Origin of the sequence: Pseudomonas sp. NFR02 (genome assembly GCF_900119375.1) — a bacterium.
Taxonomy (GTDB): Bacteria; Pseudomonadota; Gammaproteobacteria; order Pseudomonadales; family Pseudomonadaceae; genus Aquipseudomonas; species Aquipseudomonas paracarnis.
Genome location: NZ_FPJJ01000004.1, coordinates 403,779 through 422,271, shown reverse-complemented (window position 1 = coordinate 422,271; position 18,493 = coordinate 403,779). Strand labels below are relative to the sequence as shown.

The 18,493-nt window shown below is 61.3% G+C and carries 14 protein-coding genes; 4 read left to right on the top strand and 10 right to left on the bottom strand.

Features of this window, described 5'->3' with window-relative positions; all coding sequences use genetic code 11:
- Nucleotides 1-43: 43 nt before the first annotated feature.
- Nucleotides 44-1,534 carry an L-piperidine-6-carboxylate dehydrogenase gene (locus tag BT199_RS15320; protein WP_003188096.1) on the bottom strand — a complete coding sequence of 497 codons (1,491 nt, stop codon included), beginning with the start codon at nucleotides 1,532-1,534 and terminating at the stop codon, nucleotides 44-46.
- 153 nt (nucleotides 1,535-1,687) lie between these two features.
- On the opposite strand from BT199_RS15320, the gene BT199_RS15315 reads away from it, so the two are divergent.
- The 3 genes from BT199_RS15315 (at nucleotide 1,688) to nadE (ending at nucleotide 4,831) form a co-directional block, all read left to right on the top strand.
- Entirely contained in the window at nucleotides 1,688-2,578 is an 891-nt protein-coding gene (locus BT199_RS15315; protein ID WP_014716686.1) for a LysR family transcriptional regulator, read from the top strand.
- Between the two features lie 207 nt (nucleotides 2,579-2,785).
- Nucleotides 2,786-4,000, top strand: a complete 1,215-nt coding sequence (gene pncB / locus BT199_RS15310) for a nicotinate phosphoribosyltransferase (RefSeq protein ID WP_003188094.1) — start codon at nucleotides 2,786-2,788, stop codon at nucleotides 3,998-4,000.
- 3 nt (nucleotides 4,001-4,003) lie between these two features.
- A complete protein-coding gene (gene nadE, locus BT199_RS15305; RefSeq protein WP_072434879.1) occupies nucleotides 4,004-4,831 on the top strand; it encodes an ammonia-dependent NAD(+) synthetase in 828 nt (275 codons plus the stop codon).
- Nucleotides 4,832-4,967: 136 nt separating this feature from the next.
- Here the strand turns inward: nadE and azu are convergent, their stop codons facing one another.
- Nucleotides 4,968-5,414, bottom strand: a complete 447-nt coding sequence (azu, locus tag BT199_RS15300; protein ID WP_014716684.1) for an azurin — start codon at nucleotides 5,412-5,414, stop codon at nucleotides 4,968-4,970.
- Nucleotides 5,415-5,747: 333 nt separating this feature from the next.
- Between azu and BT199_RS15295 the strand changes: the two genes are divergently transcribed.
- Nucleotides 5,748-5,930 (top strand): hypothetical protein, encoded by a 183-nt coding sequence (locus BT199_RS15295; protein WP_014716683.1) that lies wholly within the window; start codon nucleotides 5,748-5,750, stop codon nucleotides 5,928-5,930.
- Between the two features lie 131 nt (nucleotides 5,931-6,061).
- On the opposite strand, the gene BT199_RS15290 is transcribed toward BT199_RS15295, so the two are convergent.
- The 8 genes from BT199_RS15290 to BT199_RS15255 form a co-directional block, all read right to left on the bottom strand.
- Nucleotides 6,062-6,952 carry a transglutaminase family protein gene (locus tag BT199_RS15290; RefSeq protein ID WP_019818297.1) on the bottom strand — a complete coding sequence of 297 codons (891 nt, stop codon included), beginning with the start codon at nucleotides 6,950-6,952 and terminating at the stop codon, nucleotides 6,062-6,064.
- A complete protein-coding gene (locus tag BT199_RS15285) occupies nucleotides 6,952-9,438 on the bottom strand; it encodes a circularly permuted type 2 ATP-grasp protein (RefSeq protein WP_072434877.1) in 2,487 nt (828 codons plus the stop codon). The genes BT199_RS15290 and BT199_RS15285 overlap by 1 nt, the downstream gene beginning before the upstream one ends.
- Before the next feature lie 158 nt (nucleotides 9,439-9,596).
- A complete protein-coding gene (locus BT199_RS15280; RefSeq protein ID WP_072434875.1) occupies nucleotides 9,597-12,887 on the bottom strand; it encodes a transglutaminase family protein in 3,291 nt (1,096 codons plus the stop codon).
- Between the two features lie 187 nt (nucleotides 12,888-13,074).
- Nucleotides 13,075-13,524, bottom strand: coding sequence for a hypothetical protein (locus BT199_RS15275; protein WP_034134761.1), 450 nt, complete (start codon nucleotides 13,522-13,524; stop codon nucleotides 13,075-13,077).
- Nucleotides 13,521-14,441 (bottom strand): Ssp4 family T6SS effector, encoded by a 921-nt coding sequence (locus BT199_RS15270; RefSeq protein WP_072434873.1) that lies wholly within the window; start codon nucleotides 14,439-14,441, stop codon nucleotides 13,521-13,523. The genes BT199_RS15275 and BT199_RS15270 overlap by 4 nt, the downstream gene beginning before the upstream one ends.
- 166 nt (nucleotides 14,442-14,607) lie before the next feature.
- Nucleotides 14,608-15,057, bottom strand: coding sequence for a hypothetical protein (locus tag BT199_RS15265; protein ID WP_014716677.1), 450 nt, complete (start codon nucleotides 15,055-15,057; stop codon nucleotides 14,608-14,610).
- A complete protein-coding gene (locus tag BT199_RS15260; RefSeq protein ID WP_019818300.1) occupies nucleotides 15,054-15,986 on the bottom strand; it encodes an Ssp4 family T6SS effector in 933 nt (310 codons plus the stop codon). The genes BT199_RS15265 and BT199_RS15260 overlap by 4 nt, the downstream gene beginning before the upstream one ends.
- Nucleotides 15,987-16,187: 201 nt before the next feature.
- Nucleotides 16,188-18,491: a YgiQ family radical SAM protein gene (locus tag BT199_RS15255; protein WP_034125867.1), complete on the bottom strand. Its 2,304-nt coding sequence runs from the start codon at nucleotides 18,489-18,491 to the stop codon at nucleotides 16,188-16,190.
- Nucleotides 18,492-18,493 lie beyond the last annotated feature (2 nt).

The window sequence follows — 18,493 nt, the reverse complement described above, 5'->3', positions numbered from 1 at the left end:
ACAGAATGCGTTCCCACGCAGAGCGTGGGAACGATCAGTCTGGTCAGTCGAACGTGATGCCTTGTGCCAACGGCAGTTCCAGCGAGTAGTTCACAGTATTGGTTTGCCGGCGCATATACCCGCGCCACGCATCCGAGCCCGACTCACGCCCGCCGCCGGTTTCTTTTTCACCCCCGAACGCGCCACCGATCTCCGCGCCGCTCGGGCCGATGTTGACGTTGGCAATGCCGCAGTCGCTGCCCACCGCCGACATGAACTGCTCGGCTTCACGCACGTCGGTAGTGAAGATGCAGGACGACAAACCTTGTGGCACGGCATTGTTCAGGCGCAGTGCTTCGGCGAAGTCGGTGTAGCCGACCACGTAAAGAATCGGCGCGAAGGTTTCGCTGCACACCACGTCGCTTTGCTCGGGCATTTCCACGATGGCCGGCGATACGTAGTAGGCGTTGGGGAATGTGTCTTGCAGTTGGCGCTTGCCGCCGAACACCTTGCCGCCTTCGCTCAAGGCTTGCTCAAGGGCGTCCTGCATGTTGTCGAAACTGTGCTTGTCGATCAGCGGGCCGATCAGGTTGCCTTCCAGTGGGTGGCCGATGCGCACTTTGGAATAGGCGGCCTTGAGGCGGGTGACGATTTCTTCCTTGACCGACTCATGGGCGATCAGCCGGCGCAGGGTGGTGCAGCGTTGGCCGGCGGTGCCCACCGCGCTGAAGAGGATGGCGCGCACGGCCATGTCCAAGTCGGCGCTTGGGCCGAGAATCATCGCGTTGTTGCCGCCCAGTTCAAGGATGCTGCGGGCGAAACGTGCGGCGACTTTGGGTGCCACTTCACGGCCCATACGCGTGCTGCCGGTGGCGCTGATCAGGGCGACGCGCGGGTCATCCACCAGCGCAGCGCCGGCGTCACGGCCGCCGATGATCACTTGGCTGAGGTACTCGGGGGCACCGTCGAATTTTTTCAGTACGCGCTCGAACAAGGCCTGGCAGGCCAGTGCAGTGAGCGGGGTCTTTTCCGACGGTTTCCAGATCACTGCGTTGCCGCACACCAAGGCCAGCGCAGTGTTCCACGCCCACACAGCCACCGGGAAGTTGAAGGCGCTGATCACGCCGACCACGCCCAGCGGGTGCCAGGTTTCACGCATATGGTGGCCGGGGCGCTCGGAGGCGATGGTCAAGCCGTACAACTGGCGCGACAGGCCGACGGCGAAGTCGCAGATGTCGATCATTTCCTGCACTTCACCCAAGCCTTCCTGGGTGATCTTGCCCGCTTCCCAGGAAACGAGTTCGCCCAGGTCGGCCTTGTACTCGCGCAATACGTCGCCGAACTGGCGCACCAGCTCGCCACGCCGCGGCGCCGGCACCTTGCGCCAGGCTTCGAATGCATGCTCGGCGCGACTGACCTGTTGCTCCACCTCGGCGGCGCCTTCCCAGTGCACACTGCCGATACGGCTGCCATCAATCGGTGAATGCACGGGTTGTTTTCCAGCCTGGTACAGCGCCGGGTTTACCCCGAGACGATCAAGCAATGCGGCAACCATGGGTCACTCCTTCAATCTGCAGACAAAAATTCGCGCCGCAATACGCACGGCGATCCTGGCCCTATTTGTAGCTGGCCCAAGACTTGCCAACAAACGACGATTAGGCGAGATATCATTCCCTTTATTCATGCAAAGAATAAAAAGAGGCATGCCGTGCTGAACAAAAGACATTTGCCCTCGATCACCGCCCTGCAGTGTTTCGAAGCGGCCACCCGCCACCTGAGCTTCACCCGCGCCGCCGAGGAACTGAACCTCACCCAAAGCGCGGTGAGCAAACAAGTAGCGCAGCTGGAAGAACTGTTGCAACACCTGCTGTTTCGCCGCGTGCGCCGCCGCTTGCAGATGACCCCGGCGGGCGACCTGTACCTGGTGGAAGTGCGCAAGATCCTCACCCAGGTGGAAATGTCCACCCACTACCTGCGCTCCTACGGGGGCGAAACCGAAGTGCTGCGCGTGTCCACGCCCTACACCTTCGGAGCACGCTGGCTGGTGCCGCGCCTCAAAGGCTGGCGTTTGCGCCACCCGCAGATCCACCTGGACCTGTGCAACGAACAGGACCCGGACGAGTTACTGCAAGGCAAGGCCGACATGGCGTTCTATTTCGGCCAGGGCGCACGTCCCGGCACCGAGAGCCTGAAACTGTTCAGTGAAGAGCTGGTACCGGTGTGTTCGCCCGACAGCCTGCCCGCCCAGCCTTTCACCGACCCCACGCAACTGAGCGACCTGGTGCTACTGCAAAACGCCTCGCGGCCCCAGGGCTGGCATGACTGGTTCGCCAGCCAGGGCTTCCATACCGAGCACAGCTACCATGGCCCGCGGTTCGACACGTTTTATATGTGTATCCGTGCGGCGCAGGTGGGATGCGGCGTGGCGTTATTGCCGCGCTTTCTGGTGGAGGAGGAATTGGCCGAGGGCAAGTTGGTGATCCCCTGGCAACATGCGATGCCGAGCCAGGATGCTTACTACCTGGCGTATCCCGAGCATTCGGCGGAGGTGCCCAAGGTGCGCGAGTTTGTGAAGTGGATGATGGAGCAGGTGCTTTAGCGCCTGGAGAATCGCCATCGCAGGCAAGCCAGCTTCCACCGTTTGGAATGCACTCCAAATGTGGGAGCTGGCTTGCCTGCGATGGCGCCAGTGGCCTTACTGAAAAAATCACTGGCAAAACCCCACAAGTCTATGCGCCACTAACCCCCTTCCTCAATTGTGCGTAAAGGCCGGCCTCCATCGCCGACCCGTCTGGAGATTCCCGTTATGAGCGAGAGTGTGTTTGCCGATCGCATCGTGCAGAACCTGCTCGACACCGACTTCTACAAGCTGACCATGATGCAGGCGGTGCTGCACAACTACCCGAACGTGGAAGTTGAATGGGAGTTTCGTTGCCGTAACAGCGAAGACCTGCGCCCTTACCTGGCGGAGATTCGTTACCAGATCGAGCGCCTCGCCGAGCTGAGCCTGAGCCCCGATCAACTGGGGTTCCTGGAACGCATCAGCTTTATGAAGCCGGATTTTCTGCGTTTCCTCGGGCTGTTTCGCTTCAACCTGCGGTATGTGCAAACCGGCATCGAGAACGGCGAGTTGTTTATCCGCCTGCGCGGGCCGTGGCTGCATGTGATCCTGTTTGAAGTGCCAATGCTGGCCATCGTCAGCGAGGTGCGTAACCGCTACCGCTACCAGACCGTGATCCTTGAACAGGCCCGCGAGCAGCTGTATCGCAAGTTCGACTGGTTGACCGCCAACGCCAGCAGCGATGAGCTGTCGGAGCTGCAAGTGGCGGACTTCGGCACGCGCCGGCGCTTTTCCTACCGGGTGCAAGAGGAAGTGGTCAGCGTGCTCAAGCACGATTTCCCTGGCCGTTTTGTCGGCACCAGCAACGTGCACCTGGCGCGCGAATTCGATATGAAGCCGCTGGGCACCATGGCCCACGAGTGGATCATGGCCCACCAGCAACTCGGCCCACGCTTGATCGACAGCCAGATCGCCGCCCTTGATTGCTGGGTGCGCGAGTACCGTGGCCTATTGGGTATCGCCCTCACCGATTGCATCACCACCGACGCGTTTCTGGGCGACTTCGACTTGTACTTCGCCAAGCTGTTCGACGGCCTGCGCCATGACTCCGGTGATCCGATCCAGTGGGCAGAAAAAGCCATCGCTCACTACCACAAGCTGGGCATCGAACCGATGAGCAAGACCCTGGTGTTCTCCGACAGTCTGACATTGCCCAAAGCCTTGGAAATATTCCGGGCGTTGCGCGGTCGCATTAATGTGAGCTTTGGCATCGGCACCAACCTGACCTGTGATATTCCAGGGGTGGAACCGATGAGCATCGTGCTTAAAATGACCGCCTGCAATGGCCAGCCCGTCGCGAAGATTTCCGATGAAGCGGGCAAGACCCATTGCACCGACCCGAATTTTGTCGCCTATTTGCGTCACGTTTTCAAAGTACCTGCCCTATCCAGCAAGGAGTGAATCATGCAAGCCGTACAGCGTGAGATTGCACAACAGCTCAAGGTGCAAGCCCCGTTCAAGGACCCGGCCGCACTCGAAGCCGAGGTTGCCCGGCGCGTGGCCTTTATCCAGGACTGCCTGCGCAATTCCGGGCTCAAGACCCTGGTGCTCGGCATCAGTGGTGGTGTCGACTCCCTGACCGCAGGCCTCTTGGCCCAACGTGCGGTGCAGGAACTGCGCGCCAGCACCGGCGATGAGGCGTACCGCTTTATCGCCGTGCGCCTGCCCTACGAAACCCAGTTCGACGAGCACGACGCCCAGGCCTCGGTGGACTTTATCGAGCCGGATGAACGTCACACCGTGAACATCGGCCCGGCGGTTAAAGCCCTGGCCAATGAAGTGGCCGCCTTTGAAGGCAAGGCCGCGGCGTCCCGTGACTTCGTGCTGGGCAACACCAAGGCGCGCATGCGTATGGTGGCGCAGTACACCATCGCCGGCGCGGCCGGTGGGCTGGTGATCGGCACCGACCATGCGGCGGAAGCGGTGATGGGCTTCTACACCAAGTTCGGTGATGGCGCGTGCGATCTGGCACCGTTGAGCGGGCTGGTGAAGCATCAGGTGCGGGCCATTGCCCGTCACTTTGGCGCGCCGGAATCGCTGGTGGAGAAGGTACCGACCGCCGACCTGGAAGACCTTTCGCCGGGCAAGCCGGACGAGGCGTCACATGGCGTGACCTATGCCGAGATTGATGCGTTCCTGCAGGGTGAGCCGGTGCGTGAGGAGGCGTTCAGGATTATCTGCGAGACCTATCGCAAGACTGAGCACAAGCGGGTGATGCCGTTTGCGCCTTGAGGTGAACCTGATCGTTTTGCATTGATTGTCACATCGCCATCGCAGGCAAGCCAGCTCCCACACTTGACCGGATTCCAACATGGGAATGCGGTCGAATGTGGGAGCTGGCTTGCCTGCGATGAACGATAACGCGGTCTTACTTCAGAACCACAGCACCTTTCATCATCGAGATGTGGCCTGGGAACGAGCAGAAGAAGCTGTATTTCTCATCGGCCTTCAGCTTGGAGACGTCGAAGGTCACCGAGTCTTTCTCGCCGGCACCGATGATCTTGGTGTGGGCGATGATGCGCTCATCACCGGCTTTCAGGTAATCCTTGTCGATCCCCGCAGCCATGCCGTCGGTTGCCACCGGTTGCATATTGGCTTCGGTAGTCAGCACCCAGTTATGGCCCATCACGTTCTTGGGCAGGTTACCCGAGTGAGTCAGCTCAACGGTGAACTGCTTGCAGCTCTTGTCGATTTCAATCGCTTTGGTGTTGAACGACATTTGGTCGGTGGAGTCGACAGTGACCTTGCACTCTGCAGCAAGCAACTGGCCGCTCGCCAGAGTCAGCAGGGAAACAGCAACGAGTTTGGCAAACATGTGAATCTCCAAGGCAGGGTTTTAAAAACGCGGATTGCGGTAAGGGTGCCTCAATCAGGCTTGAGTTCTTATGATCTGAATCAACAGATTGTATACAACTTTAGGCTATCAGCTTCATCAACACAATCAACCAGCCAAACTGCCGCACCCTGATTATGATCGGCCCATCACTCACGGGAGTTCATGCCATGCACCTCAATCACCTGTTCAACGGCCTTCTGGCTGCCTACGCCTGCGGTAAGTGAAAGCAAAGGGCCCCCTGAAGCTGCTACCATGACGACCCGAGGCAGCTGCGCGCCGCCCACCCTCACCTTCGACCCTAGAGGATCGCCCATGGCCAAACCTAATTACTCCTTCGCCAAACGTCAGAGAGACTTGGCCAAGGAACAGAAGAAAGAGGAAAAGCTGCAACGCAAGAAAGCCGCTGCAGAGGAAGAAGCCGGCGCGCTGAACCCGGATGCCGAAGGTGAAGCGGCAACTGACGAGACCGAAACCCCGAAAGACCCAGCTGAATGATCGTTCCCACGCTCCGCGTGGGAATGCAGCCCCGGACGCTCCGCGTCCCGCACCAGGCTTGAAGCCAGCGCAAGGGTGACGCAGAGCGTCACAGCAGGCATTCCCACGCAGAGCGTGGGAATGATCGTTTTTCATTCCAGCGGCATCACCGTCACCCGCACCTCCGGGTCGTGGCTGCCTCCCCCCAGAATCACCCCCCGCAATGGCGACACATCAGAAAAGTCCCGGCCCCAGGCCAGGGTGATGTGCTCCAGCGCCGGCTGCACATTGTTGGTCGGGTCAAAATCCACCCAGCCTGATACCGGGCAAAACACCGAAACCCACGCATGGGAAGCATCCGCGCCAATCAGCCGTGGCTGGCCGGGCGGTGGCTGGGTGAGCAGGTAGCCGCTGATATAGCGCGCCGCCAGGCCACGGGAACGCAGGCAGGCAAGCATCAGGTGAGCGAAGTCCTGGCACACGCCACGACGGCGCTCCAGCACTTCAACCAGCGGCGTGGCGACCTGGGTGGCTTCGGCATCGAAGGTAAATTCGCTGAAGATCTTCTCCATCAATGCCTGCGTGCCCAGCAGTAAAGGCTCGCCGGGCGGGAAGCAGCTTTCGGAGAACTCGACGAAGGTTTTCTTCAGATGGACATAGGGCGACTCGAAGCGATAGCGGCAGGCTTCGATCAGCTCGGCGCTCAAGGCCTGGCTGCTGTAGGTCAGGCTGTCGCGGGTGTGGTCCCAGGGCGGCGACCGCTGGAAGTCCAGAGCGGGTCGCGAAAGCACTTCTACAGTGAGTCCGGCGTTCACTAGCAATTCATCATGGGGCCGTTCGAACGCCAGGCGAGTGATCGGGTTGCCGAATACGTCCAGTTCGTCGCGGCGCGAGGTGGGTTCCGGGCTGATATCCAACTGCTGCCAGGTGCACTTCTGCCAGGCGCACGGCCTTGGCCACAGGTGCGCCAGTTGCTGGGCCAGGGACACCGGGCTGTCATAGTGGTAATGGGTATCGTGGAAAATCTGATAGCGCGCGCTCATTACACCGACACCGTTTGCTGGCTGACATCATCCACGTGGGCAAAATGGCGCAGCGCCAGGCGATCCGACACCTGCCCGCTTTCATCGGCCACCGCTTGCAGCAAGTCGGCCAGGCCGTCCAGCGCGGCACGCACGCTGGTTTCGCCAAACAGGCCGTCCTCCAGGCAGCCCAGGTCAAAACGCGCCAGGCGCTCGACCAACGGCGCCAGCCCGGTTTCACGGGGCACGCCAAAATCATCATTGAGACGGCGCAGGGTGCGGCTCACCAACTTGAGCTGGAACAGCACCGCATGGGGGTTCTGCTCGTCGAGCAGCAGCAAGTCGAGCACCGGGATCAACTGCGGCACCGCCAGGTAGCGCGAGCGGTAGGTGATGCTGCTGTTGCCCAGCTCCAGCAACCATTCCAGCCCGGCCTGATCGAACACGGCCACGCCACGCAGGAACGCCGCAAGGCTGCTGCTCAGAAACTGCAGACGCTCGATACGCCGGCCCATCATCAAGAAGCGCCAGCCTTCATCGCGGGTCATGTCGTCCAGGGCAAACCCGGACAGTGCCGCCAGGGACATCACCAGGCGGTTGAGAAAGTCGAGCAGCTCGCCAAAGTCTGCAGTGTCGCTTTCCAGTTCCATGGCTTCGCGTTGCAGCTCCACCAGGGCCTGCCAGTTTCCCCGGGACAACTTGCCGCGCACCTGGGACGCCGCCCACTGCAAGCGCTGCAAATTGGCGCGCAGGCTTGAAGGCCAGTCATCACCCAGCAAGGCGGCGAGCAGGCGCTCCGGCAGCTCGCCCTCCTCCGGCAACAGGCGCAGGCTTTCGCCGAGTTCGACGGCGGCCTGCAACGCCAGCGGATCGTCGCCATCGACATACCGCGCCAGTACGATACGCAGCCAGCGCGCACTGTCGTCGCAGCGCTCGCAGTAACGACCGAACCAGAACAGGTTTTCCACCACGCGCGAGGGCAAATAGGGATCGCGGCGCACCAGGTCATAGGCGCCAATGGTGCGTTGGGCGCGCCACTGCTCGCCACCCGGCGCGCGCTCACCGAGCACCCAGGTGTCCTTGCTCGCCCCGCCGCGCTGCATCGACACCACCTCGGCATCGGCGTCGGCCGCCACGCGAGTCAAGCCGCCAGGCAGTACCCGATAACCGTCTTCACTGGCCACGGCGTAGACACGCATGCCGATGGCACGGTGTTGCAAGTGGTCATCCACGGTGTGCCATACCGGTGCCTGAGACAGTTGCGCCAGCTCTTGGGCGACATAGGCATAGGGCCGCGCACGCATGCGTTCGGCCAGGGCCTGGCGCTGTTCGTCGTCAAGGTCGCGACCAAACACCGGAGCGAAACTTTGTGAGGGAAATGCCGGCTTGATCAGCAGTTCCGGGAGTTTTTCCAAGGCTTCGGCAAGCACCGGCGCTTCACCGCACCACCAGGTGGCAATCGACGGCAGGATCAAGGCTTCACCGAACAAAAACTCATTGATCCTGGGTAAAAAGCCCAGCAGCCCCGGGGACTCCAGCACACCACTGCCCAAGGCATTGGCCACCAGCACGTTGCCTTGACGCACGGCGTCGAGCAGGCCCGGCACGCCGAGCGCGGAGTCGGTGCGCAGCTCCAGCGGGTCGCAGAAATCATCATCAAGGCGACGCATGATCGCGTGCACCCGGCGCAGGCCGCTGAGGGTTTTCAGGAACACAGTGCTGTCACGCACGGTGAGGTCGCCGCCCTCTACCAGGGGGTAGCCGAGCTGACGCGCCAGGTACAGGTGTTCGAAATAGCTTTCGTTGAAACGCCCCGGCGTGAGCAACACGATCAGTGGCGGCTGGTCATCGCCAGGGGCCTGACGCGCCAGGGTTTCCTGGAGCGTGCGAAAGAAACCGGTGAGGTGCTGCACCTGCATATCCCGGTACAGGTCCGGGAAGGCGCGGGACACGATGGTGCGGTTTTCCAGGGCGTAGCCGGCGCCCGATGGGGCTTGGGTACGGTCGGCGGTGACCCACCAGCGGCCATCCGGCGTGCGCGCCAGGTCGACCGCGTACAGATGCAGGAACGCACCGTCGGGCGGCTGGATACCCTGGCACGGCCATAGAAAATTGTTATGCCCGAACACCAGTTCGGCGGGCAGCAAGCCTTCCTTGATCAAGCGCTGCGGGCCATACAGGTCGGCCAGCACCGCATTGAGCAGGCGCGCACGCTGGGCGATGCCGGCCGACAGTTGCTGCCATTCGTCAGCGGCCAGCACATGGGGCAATAAGTCCAGCTCCCAGGGGCGGTCGGCGCCCTTGGGGTCGGCGTAGACGTTGTAGGTCACGCCGTTTTCCTGGATCTGGCGCGTCAACAACGCCTGGCGCTGGGCCAGTTGTGCGGGCGTGCTGCGTTGCAGGTGATCGAACAAGCGCCGCCAATGGGCACGCACCGCGCCGCTGGCGTCCAGCAGTTCGTGATAGGTGCCCGCGGTGAGCGGGTAACGGTCGAGCAAGTCGGACATGGAACGCTCGGCAGAGGCAAGGGAAGTCAGGTTAACTCAAATTCACTACGATCCAATGTGGGAGCTGGCTTGCCTGCGATAGCGGTGTGTCAGTCACCAGAACTATCGACTGAACCACCGCTATCGCAGGCAAGCCAGCTCCCACACTTGGATCATGTTCATTCCTTATTTTTTGTGAAACGCCGCAAATCCAGGGTCATTGGCAACTCATCGTTTACCGTTACAGTCGGCACCACAAGCTTGCCCGGGCTATGCCCCAAGCGGAAAAACCGCGCCATGCGCCGGCTCTCCGCCTCATTGGCATTCACCGGCAGGCTGTCGTAATTGCGCCCGCCCGGGTGCGCTACATGGTATTGGCAGCCGCCCAACGAACGCTGCATCCAGGTGTCGAGCAGGTCAAATACCAGCGGCGCATGCACGGGGATGGTCGGTTGCAGGCAGTTGGCCGGTTGCCAGGCGCGATAACGCACCCCCGCCACGAACTCACCGACGCGGCCGGTCGGTTGCAGCGGCACCGGCACGCCATTGCAGGTCAGCAGGTAGCGTTGCGGTGGCAACCCGCTCAACTTCACTTGCAGGCGCTCCAGGGACGAATCCACATAGCGCACCGTGCCCCCCACCGCGCCCTCCTCGCCCAGCACATGCCAAGGCTCCAAGGCCTGGCGCAGTTCCAGTTCGATACCGCTGACGGCGTAGTCGCCCACCTTGGGGAAACGGAACTCCAGATGCGCCGCGAACCATTCGGCTCGCAGCGGGTAACCAGCCGCGTTCAGCTCGACGATCACGTCGGCAAAGTCCTGCTCGATAAAGTGCGGCAACAGGAAACGGTCATGCAGTTCAGTGCCCCAGCGCGCCAGCTTCGGCGGCGCATAGGGCTCGCGCCAGAACCGCGCGACCAGCGCTCGCAGCAACAACTGCTGGGTCAGGCTCATGCGCGCATGGGGGGGCATTTCAAAGGCGCGCAATTCCAGCAGCCCCAGGCGGCCAGTGGCGCCGTCGGGTGAGTAAAGTTTGTCGATACAGAATTCGGCGCGATGGGTATTACCCGTCACGTCGATCAGCAGGTTGCGCAACAGGCGATCCACCAACCATGGCGGGCAGTCCTCGCCCGGTGCCGGCATCTGCGCGAAGGCGATTTCCAGTTCATACAGCGCATCGTTGCGCGCCTCATCCACCCGGGGTGCCTGGGAGGTGGGGCCGATAAACAGGCCGGAGAACAAATAGGACAACGACGGGTGGTTATGCCAGTAGCTGATCAGGCTGCGCAGCAGGTCCGGTCGGCGCAGGAAGGGCGAATCCTTGGGCGTCGCACCGCCGAGTACGAAGTGGTTACCGCCACCGGTGCCGGTATGGCGCCCGTCGATCATGAACTTCTCGGTGGTCAGGCGGGTTTGCCGGGCCTCTTCGTAGAGGAATTCGGTGCGTTCCACCAACTCGTCCCAGGTGGCGGATGGCTGTACGTTGACCTCGATGACACCGGGATCTGGCGTGACCCGGAAATTGCTCAGGCGCGTATCCGCTGGCGGCTCGTAGCCCTCCAGCAGTACCGGGCAATGCAGCTCTTCGGCGGTGGCCTCAATGGCAGTCACCAGCTCCAGGTAATCCTCGATGCGCTCCAGCGGCGGCATAAACAGGTACAGGCGGCCTTCTCGTGCTTCGGCGCACAGCGCGGTACGGGTCAGCCAGTCGGCGGACTCGTCGACCTTGGGCACACGCTCATCACCCGGCGCGGGCTCGCCATGGTTTTGCAACTGGGCGCTGGTCGGCAGCTCCGGCTGATCCTGGTTAGGGTCGGTCGGATGCACAAACGGATACTCCGCCGCCGTCACCCAGGGCTGCGAAGCGAGCGGCAGACGATAGCCCAGCGGCGAATCCCCCGGCACCAGGCGGCAATGGTTGTCGCGCAGGTACCAACGCCCACTCTGCCAGCGGTCATTGGCCGCCGTGCGTGCCAGCGGCAGCACCTGGCCGATGACTTTATCCAGGCCCTGGCTGAAGACTTTACGCAGGCGTTCACGCTCCAGGTCGTCGCTCAGACGCGGGTCCTGAGCGGTGACGTTCTGGGGCAGCGCCCCTTCGCGCCACAGGTAGTAGAAATTGTCCTCGAACGCCGGGAACACAAAGCGCGCCGGCAGTTTTAGGCGTTCGGCGACGCTGGCCAGGAAACGCCCGGCCATCACCCCGTCGGCACCGTAGTCCTCTTGCTCATCGGCGATCAGCGCGCTGTTGTGCCAGATCGGCACGCCATCGCGGCGCCAATAACAGTTGAGCGACCAACGTGGTAATTGCTCCCCGGGGTACCACTTGCCTTGGCCGAAATGCACCAGGCCCTTAGGCGCATAGTGCTGGCGCAGGCGCTGGAACAGCTCGGCCGACAGGCGTCGCTTGTCCGGGCCCAGGGCTGCGGTGTTCCATTCGGCGCCGTCTGGGTCGTCGATAGAGACGAAGGTCGGCTCGCCGCCCATGGTCAGGCGTACGTCGTCCTTGAGCAGGTCGCCGTCGATCTGCCGGCCCAGGGCCTGGATCGCCAACCATTGTTCTTCGGTGTAGGGCTTGGTCACCCGTGGCGCTTCCCAGATGCGCTCCACCGACATCTCATGGGTGAACTCGCATTCGCACGGCTCCACCAACCCGCTGATGGGCGCGGCGGACGATGGATCGGGGCTACAGGCCAAGGGGATATGCCCTTCACCGGCGAACAACCCGGACGTGGCATCCAGGCCAATCCAGCCAGCGCCGGGCAAATACACTTCGCACCAGGCGTGCAGGTCGGTGAAGTCCACCTCGGTACCGGACGGGCCGTCGAGGGCTTTGACGTCGGCGGTGAGCTGAATCAGATAGCCAGAGACAAATCGCGCCGCCAACCCAAGGTTGCGCAGCAATTGCACCAACAACCAGGCCGAGTCGCGGCAGGAGCCGGATGCGTTTTCCAGGGTAAATTCCGGAGTTTGCACGCCCGGTTCCATGCGAATCAGGTAACCGATATCGGCGGCCAGGCGCTGGTTGAGGCCGACCAGGAAATCCACAGCAGGCAGCGGCGTGCGGTCGATACCGGCCAGGTACGCAGCCAACCTTGGCGTCAGCGGCAAGGTTTCCAGATACGGCGCCAGCTCGCGCTGCTCATCGGCGGCGTAGCTGAACGGGATATTTTCGGCGTAGGGCTCCAGGAAAAAATCGAACGGATTGAACACCGCCATCTCGGCGACCAGGTCGACTTCAATGCGCAACTCGTCAGTCTTTTCCGGGAACACCAGGCGCGCCAGGTAATTGCCCTGGGGGTCTTGCTGCCAGTTGATGAAATGCTGCTCGGGCAACACCTTCAACGCGTAGGACAGTATCCGCGTACGGCTATGGGCCGCCGGGCGTAGCCGCACGATCTGCGGGCCGAGTTCAACTGCACGGTCGTAGCGGTAATGCGTAACGTGGTGCAACGCGACATGAATCGACACGGCGGCCTCCTGCGAGCCAGGGCATAAGCACAACGCGCGCAAGACTTATGCCACAGCAGTAGTCATTGCACTAAAACGTCAGGCCCGGTGCAGTACAGCACCAAAACAGCGCCAACGTTGCGGCTATGGTGCAGGCGCTGCACACATTTGTAGCGCCGGGCTGAGTGCAGGTGGTGAATCTACCCAATCAATGGTGTTTGTGTTGGGCAATCATGGCCTGGCGCAGGCAGCGAACTTCGACCAGTTTCTGGCGCATTTCACGGTGACGTTTGCTGTTGAACAGCAACAGCCCAAGTAATGGAAACACCAGGCTCAAGGCATATACCACCCCGTTCGGCTGATCATTGAGTGTTGGCAATACACCCAGAAAGCATCCCCCCAACAGCAACACTAGCGGCCACATCCATTGGGGACGCCCGCGTGCAATCATGAAATTGCAGTGCACAATGACTAGCGTGAGTGCGATACCCACCAGGAAGGAGTACTTGGCGTTATCTGCCATGGACAGGCTTGGCATATAGCTATCGAAGAACACCGGAACCGCAAACACGAGGGTGAAAATGCAGACAAATATCGCCCCCACAAAGACGGGGAAATACGTCGACAGAAAACTGCGAATGCTAGGCAGCTCGTTCATTGCTCGGCCTCCTCATACAGCCCTATGGCAATTGTGCGCACGTTCCCTGACACCGCACTACCGGTAAAACCGATGGCTGCACCCAACGCGTCCTTGATCTGCGTGACCGTTGCATGCTTGACCTCGGTGGGCGTGAACCGCTTAGGCAACTCGCCCGACAACTGCTTTAACTTGATCATCTTGGACGTCAAGCGTGGGTCGTTGATGCTCAGCAGCTCTTTGGTCAACTTGGCGCGCTCCTGTCGATTCAGGCCCCTGAGCACCTCTCTCACACTTTTCCCGGTAGAGGCCTTATTCAGCCGCACCAGCTTGACCGTTGCCAATGCCGATGAACCCACCCCAACCAACGACGCCGCATCCAGGGCAATCATGGTGTATTGGTACCACTCCTCACTGTCGAGCTGATCATTGCGCGCGGGGTTGCGGACCTCATTGACGGTGCGATAGCCGCTGGCAAAGCACTGCACAGAACTGGCTGCCGCGGCCGTATAGCCGAGCGCCACGACCACCGAACTGGCCCCCGCCGAAAACGGAACTGCGACGGAACCACTGAGCACCACAATCCAACCGATGACCGCGCCGGCACACGATAGCGTGGTATTGACCGCTTCGCCCACCAAGCGGAACTCACGCGGATTGTCTTGCACCTGCTGAGCGAATTGCGTTGGCGCGATGTATTTCTGCGCCTCGCGCAGGATCAAACGCTTGGGCGCGATGCTGCAGATGGGCTGAAATTCGCGCAGAGTGACAACGTTGAAATCGGCATCGATATACACAACTCCTGCACCGACAACGCCGGGGTCAGCATCGATGGCCGCAAACAGCCGTGGCAGATTGATCAGGCTCTCGATGCGCTGGCGCGCCATAAATTGAGAGCGGTTGGAATCCATGCCGATGTTGAACAAGGAGTTGCCCATAAGTGTTCTTCCTTGACATTGAAAGTGCCCAGACCGGCCTCATCGCAGGCAAGCCAGCTCCCACACTTGAAATGCATTCCCCTGTGGGAGCTGGCTTGCCTGCGATAGCAATCTGATGGGCGCCACCCTAACAAACAGGCCACCTACCGCCAATAAACCTACCTAATCAACGGGCCTTGCGTTGCGCAATCACCGCCCGACGCAGGTGACGTATTTCGAGTAACCGCTGGCGCATTTCACGATGGCGCTTACTGTTGAGCAGCAGCAAGCCCAGCAGCGGAAACAGCACCGCCGAGCCGTACACCAGGGTATTGAGGCCGTATTGAATCATCGGCAACACGAACAGCAGGCAACACACCAGGTAGCCCGCCACCAGCCGGGTCGCCCAGGGATACCCGCGTGCAATCATCACATTGCCAAACACCAACACTGCCACCAGCACCAGGATTGCAGCCCCGGAGTAGTTGGCCTTGAGCGCCGGCTCAACACCGCGCAAATAGGTCACGCCCGCCGTGGAGACAGCCACCGAACCAGAGAAAATCGCCATGAAGATGGTGCCCATGAACACCGGAAAATAACGCGCAAGGAAACTGCGCCTATCGGGAAACCCCTTCATTCCGTCAGTTCCTCATACAGGCCAATGGCAAGCGTCGATGCCGAGCCAACGTGACCGGTTCGATAGCTGCCCCATATACCCAACATGCCGCCCAAGGCGTCCTTGAGCTGGGTGAGCGTGGCATGACGAATTTCCGTGGAGCTGTAGCGCTTGGGCAACGTGCCGGCGCGCTGCTGCAACTTGAGCAACTTGGGGGTCAGGCTTGGGTCTTTGAGACTGAGCAATTCCTGGGTCAACTTCTTGCGCTCCTGGCGATTCAAGCCCTTGAGCAATTCATACCAGCTCTTGCCCAACGCAGCGGCTTTTTTGGCCTTGAGTAGCCTTAATGTGGTGAAGGCTCCCGTTCCGATCCCGACCAACGACGCGGCATCGAGAATCGGTGACACCGCGCCATACCACTGGGCGTCGTCCATGCGGTCGTTGGCTTGCGGGTCAAGGATCTCGTTATAGGTACGGGCCACGCCAAACCCGCACTGAGCACTGCTGGCCAGCGCCGCTGTGACACCAATACCCACCACAAAAGCACTGGCGCCGGCGGTGAAGGGTACGGCGACGCTGCCACTGAACACCACGATCCAACCGATCACCGCCGCCCCACAGGAAAGCCCCATATCAAAGGCCTCCTTCTGGAGTCGCCCTTCACGGGGGTCGGTCTTCACCTGCTCGACGAACTGCGCCGGCGAGATGTACTTCTGCGCCTCGCGCAAAATGACGCGCTTGGGTTTGATGCTGCAGATGGGCTTGAATTCGCGCAGGGTGATCACGTTGAAGTCGGCGTCGATGTACACCACGCCAGCGCCGACGATGCTGGGGTCGGCGTCAATGACGGCGAACAGCCGCGGCAGGTTGATCTGGCTCTCAATGCGTTGGCGCGCCATGAATTGGGAGCGGTTGGAGTCCATGCCGATGTTGAGCAAGGGGTTGCCCATAGTGTTCTTCCTTGAAATTGAGAGTGCCCAGACCGGCCTCATCGCAGGCAAGCCAGCTCCCACAGGGGAATGCATTCCAAGTGTGGGAGCTGGCTTGCCTGCGATAGCAATCTAATGGGCGCCACCTTACCAAACAGACTCACCACCGACCAGAAAGCAAAACGCCAGCACGAGGCTGGCGTTTTGCTTTTCAGGCGTCGATCAACGCGGCACAACCGGCTTGCGCGTAGGCTTGCCGCCCTTGCCCTTGGCCGCATCGCTGCGCTCTTTGGCCGCCTGCTTATTGCGCGCCTGGGCCGCAGCCTTGGCTTGCTCGCGCTTGTCCCACGGGTTGCTGCCGTCGCTGCCACGGGGTGGCAGGCCGGTGTGCTGGGTGAGGATCCTGGTGGTGGTTTCCTTGGCGACCTTATGGCTGCCGGCCGGCGTCGAGTTCTTGCGCCGGGCGCTCTGGTAGCTGTCGGTGGACGGCTGGTGCAGCGGGATCAGTTGGTCCTTGCCCGACCCGATCAGGTCGGCACGGCCCATGCGGGTCAATGCTTCACGCAGCATTGGCCAGCCCTTCGGGTCGTGGTAACGCAGGAACGCCTTGTGCAGGCGGCGCTGCTCCTCGCTCTTGACGATGGTCACCGCGTCGCTCTTGTAGGTGACCTTGCGCAGCGGGTTTTTGCCCGAGTGGTACATCGCGGTGGCGGTGGCCATCGGCGACGGGTAGAACGCCTGCACCTGGTCGGCACGGAAGCCATTGCCCTTGAGCCACAGGGCCAGGTTCATCATGTCTTCATCGGTGGTGCCGGGGTGGGCGGCGATGAAGTACGGGATCAGGTACTGCTCCTTGCCCGCTTCCTTGGTGTACTTCTCGAACATGCGCTTGAACTTGTCATAGCTGCCAATGCCCGGCTTCATCATCTGGTTGAGCGGACCTTCCTCGGTATGTTCCGGGGCGATCTTGAGGTAGCCACCGACGTGGTGGGTGACCAGCTCTTTGACGTATTCCGGCGACTCGACGGCCAGGTCGTAGCGCAGGCCGGAAGCGATCAGGATCTTCTTCACACCCGGCAACGCACGGGCACTGCGGTACAGCTGGATCAACGACGAGTGGTCGGTGTTCAGGTTCGGGCAGATGCCAGGGAACACGCACGATGGCTTGCGGCACGCGGATTCGATTTCCGGGCTTTTGCAGGCGATGCGGTACATGTTCGCCGTCGGGCCGCCGAGGTCGGAGATCACGCCGGTGAAGCCCGGCACTTTGTCGCGGATCTCTTCGATTTCGCGAATGATCGACTCTTCGGAACGGTTCTGGATGATGCGGCCTTCGTGCTCGGTGATCGAGCAGAAGGTGCAGCCGCCGAAGCAGCCACGCATGATGTTCACCGAGAAACGGATCATGTCGTAGGCCGGAATCTTTTCCTTGCCGTATGCCGGGTGCGGCACGCGGGCGTAAGGCATACCGAACACGTAGTCCATTTCTTCGGTAGTCATGGGAATGGGCGGCGGGTTGAACCACACGTCCACTTCTCCGTGTTTCTGCACCAAGGCACGGGCGTTGCCTGGGTTGGTTTCCAGGTGCAACACGCGGTTGGCGTGGGCATAGAGCACCGCGTCGCCGCGGACCTTTTCCACCGATGGCAGGCGGATCACGGTCTTGTCACGGGTCATACGCGGGCTGGCGAGGATCTGCACAACCTTGGCTTCTTCCGGATCGTCGACTGGACCTTTTTCCTGCTCGATGGCGCAGGCCTGGGTGTCCTGGGTATTCACATACGGGTTGATGATCTTGTCGATCTTGCCCGGACGGTCGATGCGCGTGGAGTCCACTTCGTACCAGCCCGCCGGCGTGTCACGGCGAATGAACGCAGTACCGCGCACATCGGTGATGTCTTCGATCTTGTGGCCCCACGACAAGCGCTGGGCAACTTCGACGATGGCCCGCTCGGCGTTGCCGTACAGCAGGATATCGGCGGTGGCGTCGATCAGGATCGAGTTGCGCACGCGGTCTTGCCAGTAGTCGTAGTGGGCGATGCGGCGCAGGGAAGCTTCGATGCCGCCGAGTACGATCGGCACGTTCTTGTAGGCTTCCTTGCAACGCTGGCTGTACACCAGGCTTGCACGGTCGGGGCGTTTGCCAGCCATGCCGCCGGGGGTGTAGGCGTCGTCAGAGCGGATTTTCTTGTCGGCGGTGTAGCGGTTGATCATCGAGTCCATGTTGCCGGCCGCGACGCCGAAGAACAGGTTCGGCTCGCCGAGCTTCATGAAGTCGTCTTTGGACTGCCAGTTCGGCTGCGCAATGATCCCGACGCGAAAGCCCTGGGACTCCAGCAGCCGGCCGATGATCGCCATGCCGAACGATGGGTGGTCAACATAGGCATCACCTGTGACGATGATGATGTCGCACGAATCCCAGCCAAGCTGATCCATCTCCTCCCTGCTCATCGGCAGGAATGGCGCAGGACCGAAACATTCGGCCCAGTACTTGGGATAGTCAAATAACGGCTTGGCTGTTTGCATGA